Genomic DNA, 17516 nt, shown 5'->3' on the forward strand with positions numbered 1-17516 from the left:
TTGTCACCTCTTTTACTATTTTATCTCGATAACACGGCTTATACCGCTTCTTTCAAACAGCTCTGAAAACTCCGTCAGTCGCTCTTTTCCCTGCTCAGGCTGTGAAGAAAGAAGGCTGTCCAGAGCGACAGTGAAGCTGTCTGCGCTGTCGATATGCTCGAAAACTTTTCTCTGCTGAGAAAAGCTGTAAAACGCCATGTAATGCCCTATACCGCCGTCTGAAAGATACATTGAAAGGCTCAGTGCCTTTGCGGCAATGCGGTCATAATCTTTTGCGGGGACATTTCCGCCTGTTTCAACGTAGATACAAAGGCTGTCAGTAACAGGCTCGCCATATTCACGGACGTAGATATCGCCAAGTCTGAAAGACAGCTTCCAATGCACCGATTTATAGCTGTCCCCCTGACGATATTCTCTTATTCCGATAGGCTCGCTGTGGTCGAAGCCCTCGTTTTCATTGCTGAAAAAGTCGCTTTCAAGGGCTTCCTTGAGCTTTGCTTCCTCGCTCTCATCTATCTCTGCAGCATCAGGCATTATGTTCACACTGCCCTTTATTTCGCACTGCGCCTTTTTCCATGTTAGCCCTGTAAGATCAAAGGCTCGGAGTGTCAAAAACTCTGCTTTTATCTTTCCGCAGGTGTCGCTTTTTACAGTGATATCCACCTGAGCAGGCTCTCTGCTGATGATAAAATGCACCTTTATATCATCGCACTGCCCTGTGAGCATATTTCTAAGCCGCAGTTTACTGCTGTATTCGCCACAAGTTCCTGTGAAGATAAATTTAAGGCTCATGTCCTTATTTTTCAAGCCTGTGCCGTCGCTTACCAGTGTTGCTGACAGCTTTTTCTTCGAGAATATATTTACACATACTGACAATACAAAAAGCACTGCGCACAGCCCAAGCACCGATATGCCAATGGGCTTTTTCAGCACAAAAAGCAGTATGCCCAAAGCTGTGCAAAGGCAGAAGCATAGCCTCTTCATCTGCGTTTTTCCTCATTCTCAGGGCATTTTACGCTTTTAAGTATCTCGTCAAGCACACTTTCTGCCGCAAGTCCTGAGAGCCTGCCCTTTGCAGAAAGAGATATCCTGTGGCTGCAAACATGGACAAAAAAATCTCTTACGTCCTGGGGAACGACATATTCTCTGCCCTTATAGCACGCCCACGCCTTTGCTATCCTGCAAAGCGCCAAAGCACCTCTTGGGGATACGCCCAGAGAAATATTTTCATTATGCCTTGTGGCGTCGCAAAGGTCTGAGATGTAGTCATAAACGCTGTCGTCAACAAAAACAGCCTTTGCCTTTTTCTGCATTTCTATAAGCTTTTCAGCGGTGCAGACGGCTTTCACATCTGCCAATGGGTCTGAACTGCTTCGGTCTGACATTATGCTTCGCATTGCCGCCTTGTCAGGATAGCCCATGGAAAGCTTTATCATAAATCTGTCAAGCTGTGAAACAGGCAGTGCCGCCGTGCCAACTGTGCCTGTAGGGTTTTGTGTTGCTATAACTGCAAAAGGCTCAGGCAAAGGATATGTTCTGCCGTCAACTGTGCAGGCACGCTCCTCCATGACCTCCAAAAGGGCAGATTGCGTCTTGCCTGAGGTTCTGTTTATTTCGTCTGCAAGAAGTATATTCGTCATTGCCGCACCGCTGTGAAAAGTAAAGCCCTGCGCCTGTCTGTCAAAAGCCGTATAGCCTGTGATGTCGGAAGCCACAGTATCAGGGGTGAACTGTATCCTCTTTGTTTCAAGCCCCAAAGCCTTTGAAAACGCCACCGCAAGAGTAGTTTTTCCCACGCCCGGAACGTCCTCCATAAGCACATGACCCTGCGCCAAAATTGCGGCGAACACCATATCCACCACTTCGTCCTTGCCGATTATGACCTTTTTTACTTCATCTGTTATCTCACGCATTTTTTACCCTTCTTTCTTACCACTGTGAAAACTCCCACTGCGCACAGCACCGCTGCCGCAGATATCACATACACTGTCACGTTTTTATCCTCCGCCTCTTTTATTATCTCGTCGGCAGAAGTAACCTTTTTCCGCTCGCTTTCAGGAAGCTTTTTTATTCTCTCTGCGGTCTTTTCCAAAAGCTCCTTTTTGTCTTTTCCAACGCTGTCAACAGGATAAAGCTCACGGCTTATGATACTGTTAAGGTCTGATATCTCACTGTAAAGCTCGTTTGCCTTGGCGTTCATTTCTTCAAGCTCTGATATTATCTTATCCCTGTCGGAAAGGCTCTCGTCAGCCTTTGCATGGGCTAAAAGCACAGCCGTAGCAGTGCAGTCTCCCGAAGTAACACCGTTTTTTCTCAGGGCTTCAAGCTTGTTCCTGTCGCTTTTTGTAAAGCCTTTCTTGCCCTTATATATTTCCGTTTTCTCGATACTGTATACACAACCGTTTCCATGGTCTGTCTGTGCAAGCTCCACTGTGAAAGCCCTGTCGCTCAAGGTCAGGCTGTATTTTTCTGCCGCATTTTCAAGCTCTGCACCGTATCTCACATATGTGCGTTCGTCACAATCAAAGTCATTGAAAAGCTTCAAGGCTTTTTCTGCGCTCTCCTCGTCTGAGATATCCGAAAGCCTGCCGTTTATGCCGTCAAGCTTTTCACGCTGCAGAACTGAAAGCTCCTCTCTCATATCGTAAATACGTCGCATCGTAAGTTCAAAACGCTTTTGTGCCGCAAGTGCGCAAAGTGCCTGCCCTGTGGCAAGCTCGTCAGAATCGCCGCCCTTTTCATGTGAAAATCCACCGTCGCTGTTCTGATAGGAAAGCAGGGCGGTCAAAAGGTCGGCATTTTTCACAAAACGGCTGTCAGTTTCGGGGTCTATACCAAGCGAGCAAAGTGCTATTACTACCTGCGAATCAGCTTCTGCGCTTCCGAACGTACCTGAGTTGTCCTGCTTGCCGCTCAGATACTCCACCGCTTTGTCAACGCTTTTTCTAACATCGTCACGGGAAAAATCATTGTAATATGGGGCAATCGCCTGCAAAGCCATTGCGGTGATGTCGATATCGCTTTCACCTTTTGACAGCGAAAAGCCACCATCGGTATTCTGCGAAGAAACTATCTCGTCAAGTATACGCTCTCTGTCAAACTCTGCACCCTCCGGGGTCTTGTAACCCATTGTATCAAGGGTCAAAAGTGCAAATATCCAGCCGTTAAGACCCTGTTTGCCTACGGAATTATTTTCATCTCTGCCGTAAACACCGCCTTTTACAAGGTCTATGCCCTCAATGTCGGCAGGGTCGCCTCCCATTGCGGAGGCTGTTATAGCGCACCTCTGCCACTCGGTAGCGTTGTCGGTATCTGAAAGAGCTTTCACACGCTGAGAAAGCGCAGTGAGATAAGCCTCATAGTCCTCCTCAAAACCAAAGCGTGAAATGCCTATGGCAAGCCAATCGGAGCTTCCTATGCCTGCGTTTTGCAGAAAATCCCCCGAAAAAATGCTCTCGTCCTGAGAAATGCCCATTTTGTCACGCTGCCACTGACAGACCTTTTCTGCGCTTTCAGTTATCCTATCACTTTTATCTGCATTCACCGCAGGAACATTTGTCAGAAGCATTACTGCCCCTGCAAACACCGCCACTAATCTGCCAAGAAAACCTCTCGTTTTCAACAATATCCTCCTACCATGTTTTGTCATAGCTATCCTGTGAACCTGTTATATCTCTGCCGTAGGCAACTGTGAACGCAAGCCTAACAGTGTCGCCGTCGGTAAAGTTCACCTTGCCCATGCCGTATGCAGGCATATTGCCGTTTACAGTATACACCCAGCCTGAGCCGTAGGTGTAGTCAAATTCTCCAAGGCTATCGGCATACTGTGTGTTGCTGTCTGCAATGCCGTCATTTTTTATAAGCTCCGCAAGCTCGCTGTTTACTGCTCCACCTGCAAACGCACCATTTTTGTGTATTCGGCTTAGATATCTCTGATCGTCCTTGCCTGTAAAATCACCTGTGAAGCCGTTTTGCTGGAGAAAACGCTCTATAACATCAACGCCTGTGTCCCCCTCGTATATTGCCACCTCTGAGCCTGCGACAAGCTGTCCAAGCCCTATGGTATCGGCGTCAAAGCTCATTGTTATAACGCCTGTCTGCTCGCCCTTTTGTGCGCTGACAGAATTTATGGTATAGGCATGATCCGCATATCTGCCCTCGGGGTCATACACCCTTATTTCAAGAAGATTTGCCCCGCCCGAAAGCTGGAGATAATAGGCTGAGTTCCTGTCCTGTGCGATACACTCAACAGAAAGCCCATTGAGCCAGACCTCTGTCTTGTCGGCATATATCCTTCCACCCTGATAGTCCTGTGCGTTAAATCTGAGGGTGAAGCCCGAGCCTTTCACTGTCTGTCCGTTGGTGACGTTTATATACGTTATCTCAGGTCTTGTGGTATCGTCAGCAATGGGTACATAGGTGACAGTGAAATATCTGTCTATTTTTTTTTCACCGTCTTTTGCATAAAGCCTTATACGGTTATCACCGCTTTGGAGGGTGCAGGTATAATTATCTCTGCCCGAAAGCTTTTTGCCGTTTAGAATAACGCTTAGCTTTGCACTGCCGCTTTGACCTTTCATTCTCGCATAGAAGCTAAAATCGGCGTCATTTACAGTGCGGTCGTAAAGGTCGGTATCGATTGAAAACTCCGCAGGAGTGTATTTTATCTTAAAGCTTTTTTCAGCCTTTGAGCCGTCCTTTTCCGCAGAGAGAGTTATAATATTTTCGCCCTCAGAAAGCTGTGCGGTAAAAGTTTCACCACCGGAAAGCTTTTCACCGTTGACTTTAACTGTCAAAGGTATTTTATCACTGCCGTAAAAAGCTGTGGCTGAAAATGTTATGCTGTCTGAGTCAGTATCCTTATCCGCAAGGTCGGTGTCAAAGGTTATCTCCTTTTTGTCAAAATAAACTGTATAGTCCTTATAAGCCCTTTTCACCTGACCGCTTTTGTCGGTATAAGTGCAGGCAACACGGATAGTGTTTTTTCCTGCGTGAAGGGTAACGCTGCCCGAAAACTGATTTACAACGCTGTCGTTTACAGTGACCTGAACTTTTTGCACTGTGAGAGCTTTGTTTTTATGTGTTATTGTGAACTCATAAAGTGGCTTTTTTACACGCTCGCCCTCTTTTATAGAGGTGGTGAAATATTCTGTGTCGGTGTTCTTTTTGACAGTTTCGGTCTTGCTGTCAGGCTTTTTCTTTACCTCGTCAGACTTATTTTCGCCTTGGGCATTTATGGTAACATTTGTGTTCCCGCCATTTACTGTCGGGGAATTTCCGTCGCTTTTGTCAGCCTGCGGAGAGCTTTCTGTTGTATCTGTATTGCTGTCGCTACTATCAGTGTTATCACTGTCATCTGCCTGTGAGCTGTCCATATCAGAGCTTTCGTCCTTTGGCTGAGAGCTTGTTTCATAGCCTTCTCCGCCCTGTCCGTCCTCCTCCGCAAGGCTTTCAGACAGTACTGAAAACGGATTTTCAGGGGTCTTATAACTGCTCATATTATAAAAACGCATACACAAAAAAGCCGCTGCGATAAAAAACGCCGCTGCTGACAGCATTATTATTTGCCTGTTTTTTTGTGTATGCTTTTTCATAATATTCTCACTTTTCATATCACAGAAAATGCCCGCCCCCTGAAAATAGAGGGCGAGTATCCTGCAAAATAACTTATATCTTAATTGTCTTAATTTTTTACTTTCTCTTTCTTGAAACTGTAAGCGCTCCGCTGATAAGAAGTGCAAGACCTGCTACGCAAACGCCTGCTGTCGCACCTGTGTTAGGGTTAGCCGCACCTGCGTTATTTGCTGTCTTTGATGAGCTGTCAGCCGCCTTTGATGTGTCAGCACTGCTTACTGACTCTGCGGCTGATGAAGTGGCAGAAGATGTATCCTCAGAGTTTGCAGAAGATACTGTGCTTTCGGAAGATACGTCAGATGAGCTTACAGAGCTTTCTGCTTCTGATGAAGAGCTTGGTGTCTTGAGTTCTTCAAGCTTTTCCTCTGCGGCCGTAAGAGCGTCAACATTGCCTACATATTCCTTAAGGTCGCCAAGAGCGTCATAAGCGACTCTTGCTGCCTTGATGTCATTCTCGCTGTCAAGTGTTATCTCGCCAAGGTCACTGATAAGCTTCTCAACAGCCTTTACGCTGTCATAATCCTCTGCTGCAAGAACTGTTACGTCGATAGTTGCTTCAACAGGTGAAACGGCAACGCCGGTTGTGTTTGCAGCGCCCTCGTTTGTCTTATCTCTGTACATACCATACTTGTATGTAACAGTAACGAAATCATCGTCTGCTGTAAGAGCAGTATCGTCGATAGTCACATAATCTGTAACGTCCTTCTTCACGCCGTTTTTGAGAACTGCATAAACCTTCAAGTCGGAAGCGTCATAAGCTTCGCCCTCTTTGCATACTGTCTTAGCATTCTCGGTCACAAGCTTTTCCACCTCTGAGCCGACAGCCATTATGTAGCCTGAATCGTTCTTGAAGTAGATAGTGCCGTTTTCGTCTGCAACAAGGTCAGCTATAGCGTACTGTGCCTGAGCGCCCGTTGGTGTGAAAAGTGACGGAGCTGTTTTCTTTCCGTTTACTATCTGAGCATCAAGAACTTCTGTTACGCCCTTTTTATCCTTTACATAGCGGATAGCGCCTGCTGATGCGTTCTCTGAAAAGTAAACATAGTTATAGCCGTTCTCATTCACAACGCCAAGACCTGAGGTCTGTGGATAGCCCTTTGTTTCTGCCTTGTATGCTATCTCAAAGCTGTCAAGGTCGATAACTGCGATAGCACTGCCCTTATAGTTGCCCCAGCCTGAGCCGTTTACGCCAACATAAGCTCTGCCGTTAAGAACTGTAGGAGATGATGTGCTTGCGCCACCAAGTGCAATGCTGTCAAGCTTTGTGAAATTGCCCTCATCGTCTATTGTTGCCTTATAGAAATAGCCCCCGTTAGATGTGAAATAATAAGCGTCTGTATCCTTATCGTAAGAAATAGTGCTTCTTACTCCTCCGCCTACTGTATACTCAGTATCTATAACGCTTCCTGAGTTTTTGTCAAGAGTAACTATTCTTGCAGGGTCGGTAGTGTTTGCCTTTGCATTTTCCATGCCGAGAACGACAAAATCGTCAGTTGCATATGCGCCTGCCCAATAGAAACCGCTTTTGTTTGTGAATGTCCACTTTGGTGACTTCTCTTCATCTGTTGTGTCAGGATCTTCGTCCTTAACATCTATGCAGACATACTGATCGTCTTTTCCTGAACCATAGTTGCAGAAGCCTGTGTAGATACAGCCGTCATTATAGTAGATAGGGCTTACAGACTGTCCGCCAACGCTGTCCTTGTATACCCACAGCGACTCGAGGGTGTCAGCGTCAAATGCCTGAATTCCGCCGTTAAAGGCTGAGAATATCATGCCGTCTGCATAAGTAACAGGCTGGATAGCGTAGCTGTTCGTGCCTGCTCGCTGTCCGACTACTGAATCCACAACGCCAGTTTCCTTGTTCATTCTCATGAGCTTGTCGCCGGATGTATAAACGATATCATCTCCAACGATAGCCACAGGCGACGGACCATCGTTCCAGCTTTTTCCTACCTTAGTTGCCCAGTTAAGCACTGCGTTATCCGCACTGTCAGGGAGGACTGATGTTGTTACGTTGTTGTTTGTTCCGTCTGAAACAAATGCGCTTACACACACGCTCAGACTAAGAGCAGTCGCAAGAGCGAAGCTGGCTGTTCTCAAAATTTTCTTCTTCATTCTTTTCTGTCCTTTCGTTGATACACACTGTTCCGCCGTCAATGCACTTTTTATGAACACCCCGACCACAGCAAAAAATGCCTTTCCGCCGAAACGAAAAAGCATTCTATCCGCTTTACTGCCTGCACAGCGATAAAGCAGACCGTCATCTTCATCGCCCAAGACAGAAATAGTCAACGAAAACACAGCAGATACCTGACTTATGACAGCGCACAAAAAGCCTGTCAAACACAGTAATGGCGGTTGTGCAGGATTTGGACCTGCTTCCCTGACGGCAAGGCTTTCGCCCTGACACGCTCTACTCAGCTAACAACTTTTCAAACTGTGCTTTCTTAATATTCACATCATGATAATTATACCATATCGCTATGGATTATTCAATAACCTTTTTACACCACTAATAAGCCCGATACAACGCCGTTTTTGTGGCATTTTCATAAACTCATAGACTGAAACTTTGTTGGATATAGCTTTAGGCTATACCCTATGTGTCATCGGCAGAATTTAAATTTTCCAATGCATACTCACAACACTGTATAACGAGCTGATTAAAAGAAATATCATTCTGTGCCGCAAGCTTTTCAAGTTTTTCTATTAGTGTGTCAGGCATTCTTATTGTTTTATTTGATGATGTCGGCTTCTTTATCTCAAACATTTAGCACACCCCGCTGCTTTTAAACTTGTTCCCATGCTATAATTCTAACTAAAAACATTCATAAATAATAGACTTAAAATTGCAAGTAAAAAATACTTGCAATTTTAAAACAAGTATGCTATAATAAGCGTAAAGCAACGCTTTAGTAAAAATAAGAAAAGGGGCATTTATTTATGAAAACAATAAAGTACAGGATATCACTTCCAACGGCATATCTCAAAGGAGAGGTAACACACGAACAAAATTTTGTAAAACTCAAAACACCAAATATTCTTTTCTCCCTTCTTGCCATAGGCACAAAAACTGACGTTATACCTGTAAATCAGATTGCAACCGTAACAAGAACATTTAATTGTATAGGTGTGATACTTCTGTTTGGCATTATACTTATGTGGTCTGGATTTAGTGTTATTTCAGCTTCAAAGATACTTTCACTTTCATCATCACTTGCACCTATCATACTTATTCTTTTAGGTGTTTTAATTATTATAACTTCGTTTCAGACTGTTATTACGATAAAAACAACATCAGGAGAATCACTGAAAATATCAGTCCTGATATTTGATCGGTCAAAAGCTCTTGAAATAGAAAATCTTATAAATCAGCTTATCTCTAATCGACTTGACGACACAAACAATCGTCAGCAAACCGACAGAATAGTTGAAGCAATAACCAACAAATAACAACAAAAAAAGCCCCCATATGTATCGTAAACATACGGGGGCTGAATTATACCCTCAGTTTCTCCTCCAACTCCGTGTCAGGCTTGACAGTGATAGTGTAGTTGTTTGTAAAAATAACCATGCCCGGCTTTGAGCCGTTTGGCTTTTTCACGTTTCTTATGAAAGTGTAGTCAACGTCAACCCTGGAGGAATTTCTTCCCTTTGAGTTGCAGGCGGCGATTATTGCCGCTTCCTCTATTGTCCTGTCAGGTGGCATTTCCCCGTCGCAGGTGACGATAACGTGGCTTCCTGTGATATCTTTGACGTGGAGCCAAAGGTCAGTTTTCTCTGCTTCCTTGCAGGTGAGGCGGTCGTTCTGTTTATTGTTCCTGCCTACCCTTATTTCATATCCGTCAGAAGAACGGTATCTTATAGGCGGCAGAGCCTTTGGAGGCTTGCCCTTGAACTTTGAGCGCTTTACATAGCCCTCCTGAAAAAGCTCCTCACGAAGCTCGGCTATATCCCCCTCCGTCTGCGCCCTCGTGAGAGAATCGAAAACAGAATCCAGATACTTGACTTCCTGCTCGCCCTCTGCAATAAGCACAGTGAGCTTTTTCTCTGCGGTGTCAAGCTTTCTGTACTCCTTATAATACTTCTGAGCGTTCTGTGTTGGGGTAAGCCTTTTGTCAAGTGGTATCTTCACTGTAGGGCAGTTCTCGTCATAAAAGTCCTGCACCTCAGCATACGCCATTCCCTTTTCAAGTGCATAGAGATTTGAAGTGATAAGGTCACCGTAAATGCGGTATTTTTCCCTGTCCTTGCACTCTTTAAGCTCTTCACGCTGATTTTGCACACGCCTTTGAGTTCTCTCGGAGGTGTTTATAAGAAGCTTGAAAAGGTCGTTAGCTTTCTGCTTTATTCTTGAAAGGGAATCCCTCTCCGCATAGAAATAGTCCAGAAGAACACTTGGCGACTCAAAGCTTTTTGTCACCATGAGCGCACCATACTGCGTGATATCGCAGAAGCAGAAATCTTTCAGATTGCCCTCTTTTGTTTTCAGCACTGTGTAGACGTTAGTGCCGTCATTTATGCTGTCACGGACTTTTGAAAAATAAAACCACAGTCTGTCCGCAGTGTCTCCGCTTAGCTGTTCGGCTGTTATCTCAGCACCCCTTGCCGCAAAGAACACAGCTTCCCTTGCGAACACTGGTGAAATGCCCTCAAGCGTTTTCATTATTGCCTTTGAAAGCTCCGCCGTGGGGTTTTCGGCTATCTTTGCAAGAAATTCTTCTTTTGTACATTCCATAAGATTCAGCCTTTGCTCTCTCGGGGGCAAAGCATACTGCGCACCGGGAAGAACCATTCTCACTGATGACATTTCCTGTCCCACACGCTTTATGCTGTCTATTATCCTGCCGTCCTCATGATAGAGGATAAGATTTGAACGCCTGCCCATTATCTCCGCCGCAAGTGTGAGATTCACCCTGTCGCCCATTTCGTTGGTGGCTTCAAAGTCAAAGAAAAGTATACGCTCAAAGCCGTCCTGCCTAATGGCAGTGAGTCTGCCCCCTGCAAGATGCTTTCTCATGAGCATACAGAACATAGGCGGTGTTTTCGGATTTTCTATATCCGCCGTTGTTATATGGACCCTTGCCGAGCCTGCACCTGTGCTGAACATAAGCTTCTGCGCACCCTCTTTAGTGCGGATAGTCATTATAAGCTCCTCTCGTGAAGGCTGATGTATCTTATCCACCCTGCCGTCAATAAGAGGGTCAAATTCTTTTCTGAGCAAGCTCAGATAAATTCCGTCCAATGCCATTTTACTTACCTGCTTTTTATATTACTTCAACTATATCCCTGTTGCTTACGGCTATCTCTACTCTCAGACCGCTGAACTTGTTTTTCAGCTCACCAGCGATAAACTCGCAGAAGATATTTTCCGTATAGAAATGACCTGCGTCTATAACAGAAACACCCATATTTCCGCCGTCTATAAAAACGTCATGCTTTACGTCCCCTGTCAAAAGCACCTGACAGCCTTTTTCTGCGGCGTCAGCAAGGAACGAACCGCCTGAACCTGAGCATACTCCCACACGCCTTATCTCACGCTCGCCGCCGCTGAAACGGACTACTCTACAGCCAAGAACGTCCTTTGCTCTCTGAGCAAGCTCACGGACGTTCATGCCGTCAAACTCGCAGACATATCCACAGCCCACGCCATGCTCTTCATGCAAAGCACTCTCAGGTTTAAGACCAAGCATTTTGCAAAGCACGTCATTCATTCCGCCCTCTGCGGAGTCGAAATTTGTGTGCATGGAAAGAGCGTTCTTTCCCCCTGCCGCAAGTATCACAGCAGGATCGTTGGGCACGAGGGTCTTTAATCCTCTGAAAATAACAGGGTGGTGGGTGAGAACAAGGTCAAAGTCACGCTGACAAGCCTCTCTTGCCACCTCAGCGGTGCAATCCAGTGCCACCAGCACGCTCCTTACCTCTGCGGACATTTCCCCCACGTTAAGACCGCTGTTGTCATAGCCCTCCTGCAAGCGGTATGGGGCTATATCCTCTATAAAACTATAAATATCATAAACTGTTGTCATTTTTGTCAGCTCCTTTTTGTGTGTCTGATGTGCTGTCAGGGGTATTTCTATCCTTGATAACTGCGTCAAGAAGTTCGTAAAAGCCCGTGATGAATGTTGTCACTACGATAACCACCAATGCAGGCATCATAGCGACAAAGGGCAGATAGTTGAGTGCGGGAAACAATGTGCCTCTCGACAAAGCCTCTGCCACATCTTTTTCGCAATGAGTATAGACAAAAGTCATAACAATGGTATGTATAACAAGCGGAATAAATGTAAAGCTGAGCCAGTAAAAGGCTTTGCCCACGTTTGGTTTCTTAAATTTAAAATAAAAACCTATATACGCACCCAAAGCAACAACGCCGCTTAATATCACGCTTGCACCGCCGGAACTTACCATACAGAACGCTACGATAAGCAACACCGAAAATATCGTCACGGAAAGCTGCATGGCTATGCCTATCCCCAAAGCTTTCAGAAATTTCATTTTTGCCCCCATGTTTTTTTGTATCATATTTTTTTCAACGTTTCAAGCTCGCTCTGTGCAAGCTTAACAAGCCTTTCTCCCAGCTCCTTTTTGTCCTCGGACTTCATCATTCCGCTGCCTGCAACAAAAATTCTTTTTGCCTGCCTTGCGATATACTCTTTCCCCTCGCCCTCAGGCTCAACAAAGCCGAACTGCAAATATCTGTCATCACATTCATAAGACGGCGTTTTGCCTGTATACACCGCCTGCATGACAGAATATGCAAACTGCCCCTCTGTGCAGGCAAGCTCTTTTTTTACCTCAAAGCCGTTGTCATAAAGCCACTTTCTAAGCACGTCCCATTTTGTCATAGGCTGTAAAACGAGGTTCACGCTGTTTTTCACCCACGGACATTTTTCAAGCAGTCTTGCAATAAGCTCTCCGCCCATGCCTGCCATAACAACGTCTGTTATGCCCTCCGGCGGAACATTGTCAAGCCCGTCTGAAAGCACCGTTCCAATGCGGTCTGAAAGCCCCTCACGGCGGATATGCTCCTCAGCCGACTTTAGCGGCAATGGTGCAACATCACAAGCGAGAGCCTTTTTGCACATATTTTCCTTTATCATAAAGCAGGGCAGATAACCATGATCTGTCCCCACGTCGCATACAAAATCTCCCGTACAAAGCTTTGCACAGGTCACAAGTCTTTTATCCAAAGCTTTCCTCCAAAGAAAAAAATCGCCGCTCGCCCCCTGAAAAGGCGGCTGGGCGGCGAAAATAGTTCCAAACGCTTATTCTGCAAAATGCTTGTTGAGCTTTTCGAGCATTTCCTCAACAGGAACGCCATGAACAGCACAAGCCTCTTCAAGAGTTTCGCCTCTTGACGCAGGGCAGAACAGACAGTGCATACCCATTTCCATAAAGTATGGTGCTGTATTTTCATCAGCGTCCATTATATCGCCTATAATAGTATCCTTTGTAACTGTGAATGCCATTTTATATTCCTCCTATCATGATAGACCACGCATTGCAAACGCTTTGCGTTATACCTATATTATAACCAATCCTGCGAAAAAAAGCAAGCCCTTTTTATTATAATATATCGCCCTTATCAACATTTATAACAGCGTTATATCTTCCGTCAAATTCTGTGAGCCGTTTTGATATTTTTGCTTTTACCTCGCTGTCTGAAAGTCTGAAATCAAAAGGCACTACCACGTCAAAAATAAGATTTTCACGGTTTTCTCCCTTTGTCATTCTGAAATCGTGTATGCTAAGGCATTGGTCGATAGACTTCACAACGTCTGTTACTATCTTTTTAGTTTCGATAGTTTGCTCGTCATGATCTGCCACCGGATCCATATGTATAGACACTGCGCAGTGATATTTTTCTTTCATGCTATCCTCAAGATCGTCTATAAGCTCATGAGCCGCCATAAAGTCCATTTCGCATGGCACTTCAGCATGAAAGGAGATAACGGTATTCCCTACGCCATAATCATGTATGAGCAGATCATGGATACCGATTATCTCAGGAAAGCTCATTGCGGTATCAACAATATCCTGAACGAACTCCTTATCGGGCTTTGAGCCGAGAAGCGGCGAAACGCTGTCCTTGCAGGTCATAAAGCCTGAGCGGAAGATAAAGAGAGCAACGAGAACGCCCACATAGCCGTCTATGTTTATGCCTGTGAACGCAGAGAATACCATTGCAAGCATAACAGCTCCTGTTGCGACACAATCGGAAAGACTGTCAGCGGCAGAGGCGAAAAGCGAGGTAGAGTTTATCTTCTTGCCAAGCTTTCTATAGAAATACCACATCCAAAGCTTCACAGCCACTGAGCAGCCAAGTATCACAAAGGTCATTACCGAGAAAGCAAGCTTATCGTGGGCAAAGATCTTTGAAAAAGAAGATTTTCCCAGTTCAATGCTCATCATCATAATAATAAAGGATATGACAAGACCTGAGATATACTCCATTCTGCCATGACCGAAAGGGTGATCTTCGTCTGCGGCTTTGGCTGCCATTTTAAAGCCAACCAACGACATTATAGACGAGCCTGCGTCAGAAAGGTTGTTAAAAGCGTCCGCCATAACGGACACAGCCCCTGACACAAGTCCTGCAATAAGCTTACCGAGGAAAAGCATGATATTAAGGACTATACCAGTACATGAGCCTAGGTAGCCATATTTTTTTCGGACGTTTTTATCTTTCACGTTATCTCTGTCTTTTATAAATAATCTTATAAGAAGTGCTGCCATATGAATATCCCCTTTTGTTTACCAAAGTAAACTTATAAGTTTATCTACTATTATAACACATAATATTACAAAATCAAGTGCAAATGCTTATTTATATGGATATTCGCCGCAGCAGGCAATATGCAGCCACTTATTTCTCATTTCAACCACATAATAAAATTTTCTTTTCACTATTGAAAAAATTTGTGCAGTGTGCTATAATAGTCATTAGCATTAATCGTTTACATACGCAAAAAGGAAAGAGGTTATATAAAAAATGAGAAAATTCATATCGAGAGCTGCGGCTCTGCTGCTGGCAGGAGTTATGACAGCGGCTGTGGCAGGCTGCGGAAAAAACTCCGACAGCGAGGCAAAAGACACTGCAAAGAAGTGGACAGAGCTTGACCAGACACAGATAACAGAAGCCATGGGGCTTGGCTGGAACTTAGGCAATCAGCTTGAAGCTTCCAGCGGCGGACTTCCCAGCGAAACTTGCTGGGGCAATCCTGAGATAACAAAGGAGCTTATCGACACTGTCAAGGCACAGGGTTTCAAGACAGTAAGAATACCTGTTTCTTATCTTGACATGATAGGCGACGGCCCTGACTACAAGATAGACACTGACTGGCTGGACAGAGTTCAGGAGGTCGTTGACTATGTTGTTGACAACGATATGTTCGCTATAGTTAATATGCATGGTGACGGATATTACACTGTTGACCACAGTTGGCTGCTTTGTGCTGAGGACGATGACAAGCAGACGGAGATAAAGGACAAGTACGGCAAGGTTTGGACTCAGATAGCAGACCGTTTCAAGGACTATGACCAGCACCTTATCTTCGAGTCCATGAACGAGGAATTCAACAACGACTACGGCAAGCCTGACGCTAATGCTTATGAAAACATAAACGCATACAATCAGATATTCGTTGACTCAGTAAGAGCAACAGGTTCAAACAATGAAAAACGCTGGCTGCTTCTCCCAGGCTGGAACACCAATATTGAATACACAGCAGGAGATGATTACAACTTCAAGATACCGACCGACAACGGCTGCAAGGCTGACGGCAAGCGTATCATGATATCAGTTCACTATTATGACCCATTCAATTTCACTATTGACGAGAACAAGACCGCAAAAACTCAGTGGGGCAAATATGCGGTAAAGAATTATGACAACTGGGGTCAGGAGGATCATGTTGACAGCCAAATGGCACTTCTTAACGAGAAGTTTGTAAGTCAAGGTTATCCTGTTGTTATCGGCGAATTTGGCGCACAGGACAAGACAGAAAAGTTTGCAGACTACAATGAGTTCAGACGTTACTGGGCTGAATATCTTATCAAGGCGGCAAAGAAAAACGGCGTTGTTTGTGTATACTGGGACAACGGCTACAACGGCAACAAGGGCTTTGGCATCATAAACAGATTTGACTACACTATCACACAGCCTGACCTTATCGCAGGCATGATGAGAGCCATAAACTCCACAGACGATTATGAGATCCCGTCACCGGCAGGCTACACAGAGGTAAGAAAGAGCGCAAAGGCTTCATAAGTTTTTCACACGCAAATATGCTGATACATTTGTAGGGGCGAACAGCGTTCGCCCGTTTGATCTGCATGATGAAATAATAAAAGCAGTACCTGTTGGGGTACTGCTTTTTGTTTGTGTCTTACGAAACGAGAGTGGGCGAATTGCGGGCGAACGCTGTTCGCCCCTACTTTTTGCTATTCTATCACAAGTTCCTCTTTTGTGGAATCTGTTCCCTCGATATGGAAAGAATTGAGCACAGGCTCATCTCTGTTCATAAGTGAGAGTATCATATAGCTTGCGGTCTTGTCATAAGCAAGCCTTTTATCCTCATCAGAAGGACGAGAAGGTGACTCAGGGTGTGAGTGCCAGTTGCCCAGAGGAACAAGTCCCTCTGCTCTCATGTCCTTGATAGCAGCAAGCTGCTCCTTAGGGTCAAGAGAAAAATGCTCGTTTGAGTGGTCTATGTTCGTGAGAAGATAGACCTTTTTTATTATCTTGTCACTGCCCTCTTTTACTCCGCCGATAAGACCGCAGGCTTCGTTTGGAAGCTCGCTTTCAGCGTGGTGCAGTATCTTTTCATAATCGCTTTTGCTGAGTTTTATCATAGATGTACACCGTCACATTCTGCCTGTTCATAGTCGATAAGCTCTGTGATAGTAGGGTGCTCGCCGCATACTGCACAGCCCTTTGTATCCTGAGGGAGCTTTACCTTTCTGAACTCCATTTTAAGTGCGTCATAAGTAAGCAGATAGCCTGTGAGAAGCTCGCCAACTCCAAGGATATACTTGATAGCTTCCATTGCCTGCAGGCTTCCTATAACGCCGCCCATTGCACCGATAACGCCTGCCTGCTTGCAAGTAGGAACAGCGTCCTTCGGAGGTGGGTTCTTGAACACACATCTATAGCATGGTCCCTGACCTGGAACATAAGTCATGAGCTGACCCTTAAATCTGATGATACCAGCGTGTGAAAATGGCTTTTTAGCCATTACGCAGGCGTCATTGATAAGAAACTTTGCAGGAAAATTATCAGTGCCGTCGATAACGAAATCATAGTCCTTGATTATATCCATGATGTTCTCGCTGTCGATAAAGGTACGGTATGTATTCACCTTGACGTCAGGGTTGATAGCCTCCATTGTTTCCTTTGCGGAAAGAACCTTTGCCTTGCCAACGTCCTGCGTTGTATGGATGATCTGTCTTTGCAGATTTGAGAGATCTACCTCGTCTGCGTCTGCAATGCCGATAGTACCAACGCCTGCTGCGGCAAGATACATAGCGGCAGGTGCGCCAAGTCCGCCTGCGCCTATTATAAGTACCTTTGCGTTAAGTAGCTTTTTCTGTCCCTTTGCGCCAACCTCTTTAAGAATGATGTGGCGTGAGTAACGCTCGAGCTGTTCGTCTGTAAATGCCATTACTGTCCGCCTCCCATGAAGTAAAGAAATTCTACAACGTCGCCGTCTTTAAGAACTGTGCTTTCAAAAGCGCCGCTTTCTACAAATTCGTCATTGATAGTTACTGTAACGTACTGTGGTGTTTCAACATTCTCGTCGATAACGAGCTGTGCCACTGTAAGTCCCTCTGCAACGTCCTTTTTATTGCCTGCTACTGTTATAGTCATGATACAT

Annotated in this window: 17 protein-coding genes; 2 read left to right on the plus strand and 15 right to left on the minus strand. The window is 45.2% G+C overall.

Going from position 1 to position 17516, the window contains the following annotated elements; translation table 11 throughout:
• Nucleotides 1-15 precede the first annotated feature (15 nt).
• From DW938_RS05640 to DW938_RS14735, 6 genes are all read right to left on the minus strand, one after another.
• Nucleotides 16-984, minus strand: coding sequence for a DUF58 domain-containing protein (locus tag DW938_RS05640; protein WP_118124150.1), 969 nt, complete (start codon nt 982-984; stop codon nt 16-18).
• Entirely contained in the window at nt 981-1913 is a 933-nt protein-coding gene (locus DW938_RS05645) for a MoxR family ATPase (RefSeq protein WP_117891398.1), read from the minus strand. The genes DW938_RS05640 and DW938_RS05645 overlap by 4 nt, the downstream gene beginning before the upstream one ends.
• Nucleotides 1901-3622: a prenyltransferase/squalene oxidase repeat-containing protein gene (locus tag DW938_RS05650; RefSeq protein WP_181984379.1), complete on the minus strand. Its 1722-nt coding sequence runs from the start codon at nt 3620-3622 to the stop codon at nt 1901-1903. The genes DW938_RS05645 and DW938_RS05650 overlap by 13 nt, the downstream gene beginning before the upstream one ends.
• Nucleotides 3623-3632: 10 nt before the next feature.
• Complete coding sequence (locus DW938_RS05655) at nt 3633-5612, minus strand: DUF4430 domain-containing protein (protein WP_118124152.1); 1980 nt, start codon at nt 5610-5612, stop codon at nt 3633-3635.
• Between the two features lie 79 nt (nt 5613-5691).
• Nucleotides 5692-7938, minus strand: coding sequence for an NPXTG-anchored protein (locus tag DW938_RS05660; RefSeq protein WP_147342363.1), 2247 nt, complete (start codon nt 7936-7938; stop codon nt 5692-5694).
• 298 nt (nt 7939-8236) lie between these two features.
• On the minus strand, nt 8237-8407 hold the full coding sequence (locus DW938_RS14735) for a YlcI/YnfO family protein (protein ID WP_171028765.1): 171 nt from the start codon (nt 8405-8407) through the stop codon (nt 8237-8239).
• 173 nt (nt 8408-8580) lie between these two features.
• Here DW938_RS14735 and DW938_RS05665 point away from each other — a divergent pair, with 173 nt between their 5' ends.
• Nucleotides 8581-9090, plus strand: coding sequence for a hypothetical protein (locus DW938_RS05665; RefSeq protein ID WP_118124154.1), 510 nt, complete (start codon nt 8581-8583; stop codon nt 9088-9090).
• Nucleotides 9091-9136: 46 nt separating this feature from the next.
• Here DW938_RS05665 and DW938_RS05670 read toward each other — a convergent pair whose 3' ends face one another.
• The 6 genes from DW938_RS05670 to DW938_RS05695 form a co-directional block, all read right to left on the minus strand.
• Nucleotides 9137-10888: an NFACT RNA binding domain-containing protein gene (locus tag DW938_RS05670; RefSeq protein ID WP_118124155.1), complete on the minus strand. Its 1752-nt coding sequence runs from the start codon at nt 10886-10888 to the stop codon at nt 9137-9139.
• A 16-nt stretch (nt 10889-10904) separates the two neighbouring features.
• Complete coding sequence (locus DW938_RS05675) at nt 10905-11666, minus strand: Nif3-like dinuclear metal center hexameric protein (RefSeq protein WP_118124156.1); 762 nt, start codon at nt 11664-11666, stop codon at nt 10905-10907.
• On the minus strand, nt 11650-12135 hold the full coding sequence (locus DW938_RS05680) for a spore coat associated protein CotJA (protein ID WP_118124157.1): 486 nt from the start codon (nt 12133-12135) through the stop codon (nt 11650-11652). Before DW938_RS05680 ends, DW938_RS05675 begins: the two co-directional genes overlap by 17 nt.
• Before the next feature lie 23 nt (nt 12136-12158).
• Nucleotides 12159-12830 (minus strand): class I SAM-dependent methyltransferase, encoded by a 672-nt coding sequence (locus tag DW938_RS05685; protein WP_118124158.1) that lies wholly within the window; start codon nt 12828-12830, stop codon nt 12159-12161.
• Between the two features lie 75 nt (nt 12831-12905).
• On the minus strand, nt 12906-13109 hold the full coding sequence (locus DW938_RS05690) for a DUF1858 domain-containing protein (protein ID WP_022288179.1): 204 nt from the start codon (nt 13107-13109) through the stop codon (nt 12906-12908).
• Nucleotides 13110-13206: 97 nt separating this feature from the next.
• Complete coding sequence (locus tag DW938_RS05695; RefSeq protein WP_118124159.1) at nt 13207-14376, minus strand: cation diffusion facilitator family transporter; 1170 nt, start codon at nt 14374-14376, stop codon at nt 13207-13209.
• Between the two features lie 256 nt (nt 14377-14632).
• On the opposite strand from DW938_RS05695, the gene DW938_RS05700 reads away from it, so the two are divergent.
• On the plus strand, nt 14633-15910 hold the full coding sequence (locus DW938_RS05700; RefSeq protein WP_117858157.1) for a glycoside hydrolase family 5 protein: 1278 nt from the start codon (nt 14633-14635) through the stop codon (nt 15908-15910).
• A 173-nt stretch (nt 15911-16083) separates the two neighbouring features.
• On the opposite strand, the gene DW938_RS05705 is transcribed toward DW938_RS05700, so the two are convergent.
• The 3 genes from DW938_RS05705 to thiS are packed head-to-tail and all read right to left on the minus strand — an operon-like array spanning nt 16084 to nt 17509.
• Nucleotides 16084-16494 (minus strand): M67 family metallopeptidase, encoded by a 411-nt coding sequence (locus DW938_RS05705; RefSeq protein ID WP_117858160.1) that lies wholly within the window; start codon nt 16492-16494, stop codon nt 16084-16086.
• Nucleotides 16491-17303, minus strand: a complete 813-nt coding sequence (gene thiF, locus DW938_RS05710) for a thiazole biosynthesis adenylyltransferase ThiF (RefSeq protein ID WP_117865199.1) — start codon at nt 17301-17303, stop codon at nt 16491-16493. Before thiF ends, DW938_RS05705 begins: the two co-directional genes overlap by 4 nt.
• A complete protein-coding gene (thiS, locus tag DW938_RS05715; RefSeq protein WP_022288183.1) occupies nt 17303-17509 on the minus strand; it encodes a sulfur carrier protein ThiS in 207 nt (68 codons plus the stop codon). The genes thiF and thiS overlap by 1 nt, the downstream gene beginning before the upstream one ends.
• Nucleotides 17510-17516 lie beyond the last annotated feature (7 nt).

The sequence above is a fragment of the Ruminococcus sp. AM43-6 genome (assembly GCF_003461785.1).
Classification (GTDB): domain Bacteria; phylum Bacillota; class Clostridia; order Oscillospirales; family Ruminococcaceae; genus Hominimerdicola; species Hominimerdicola aceti.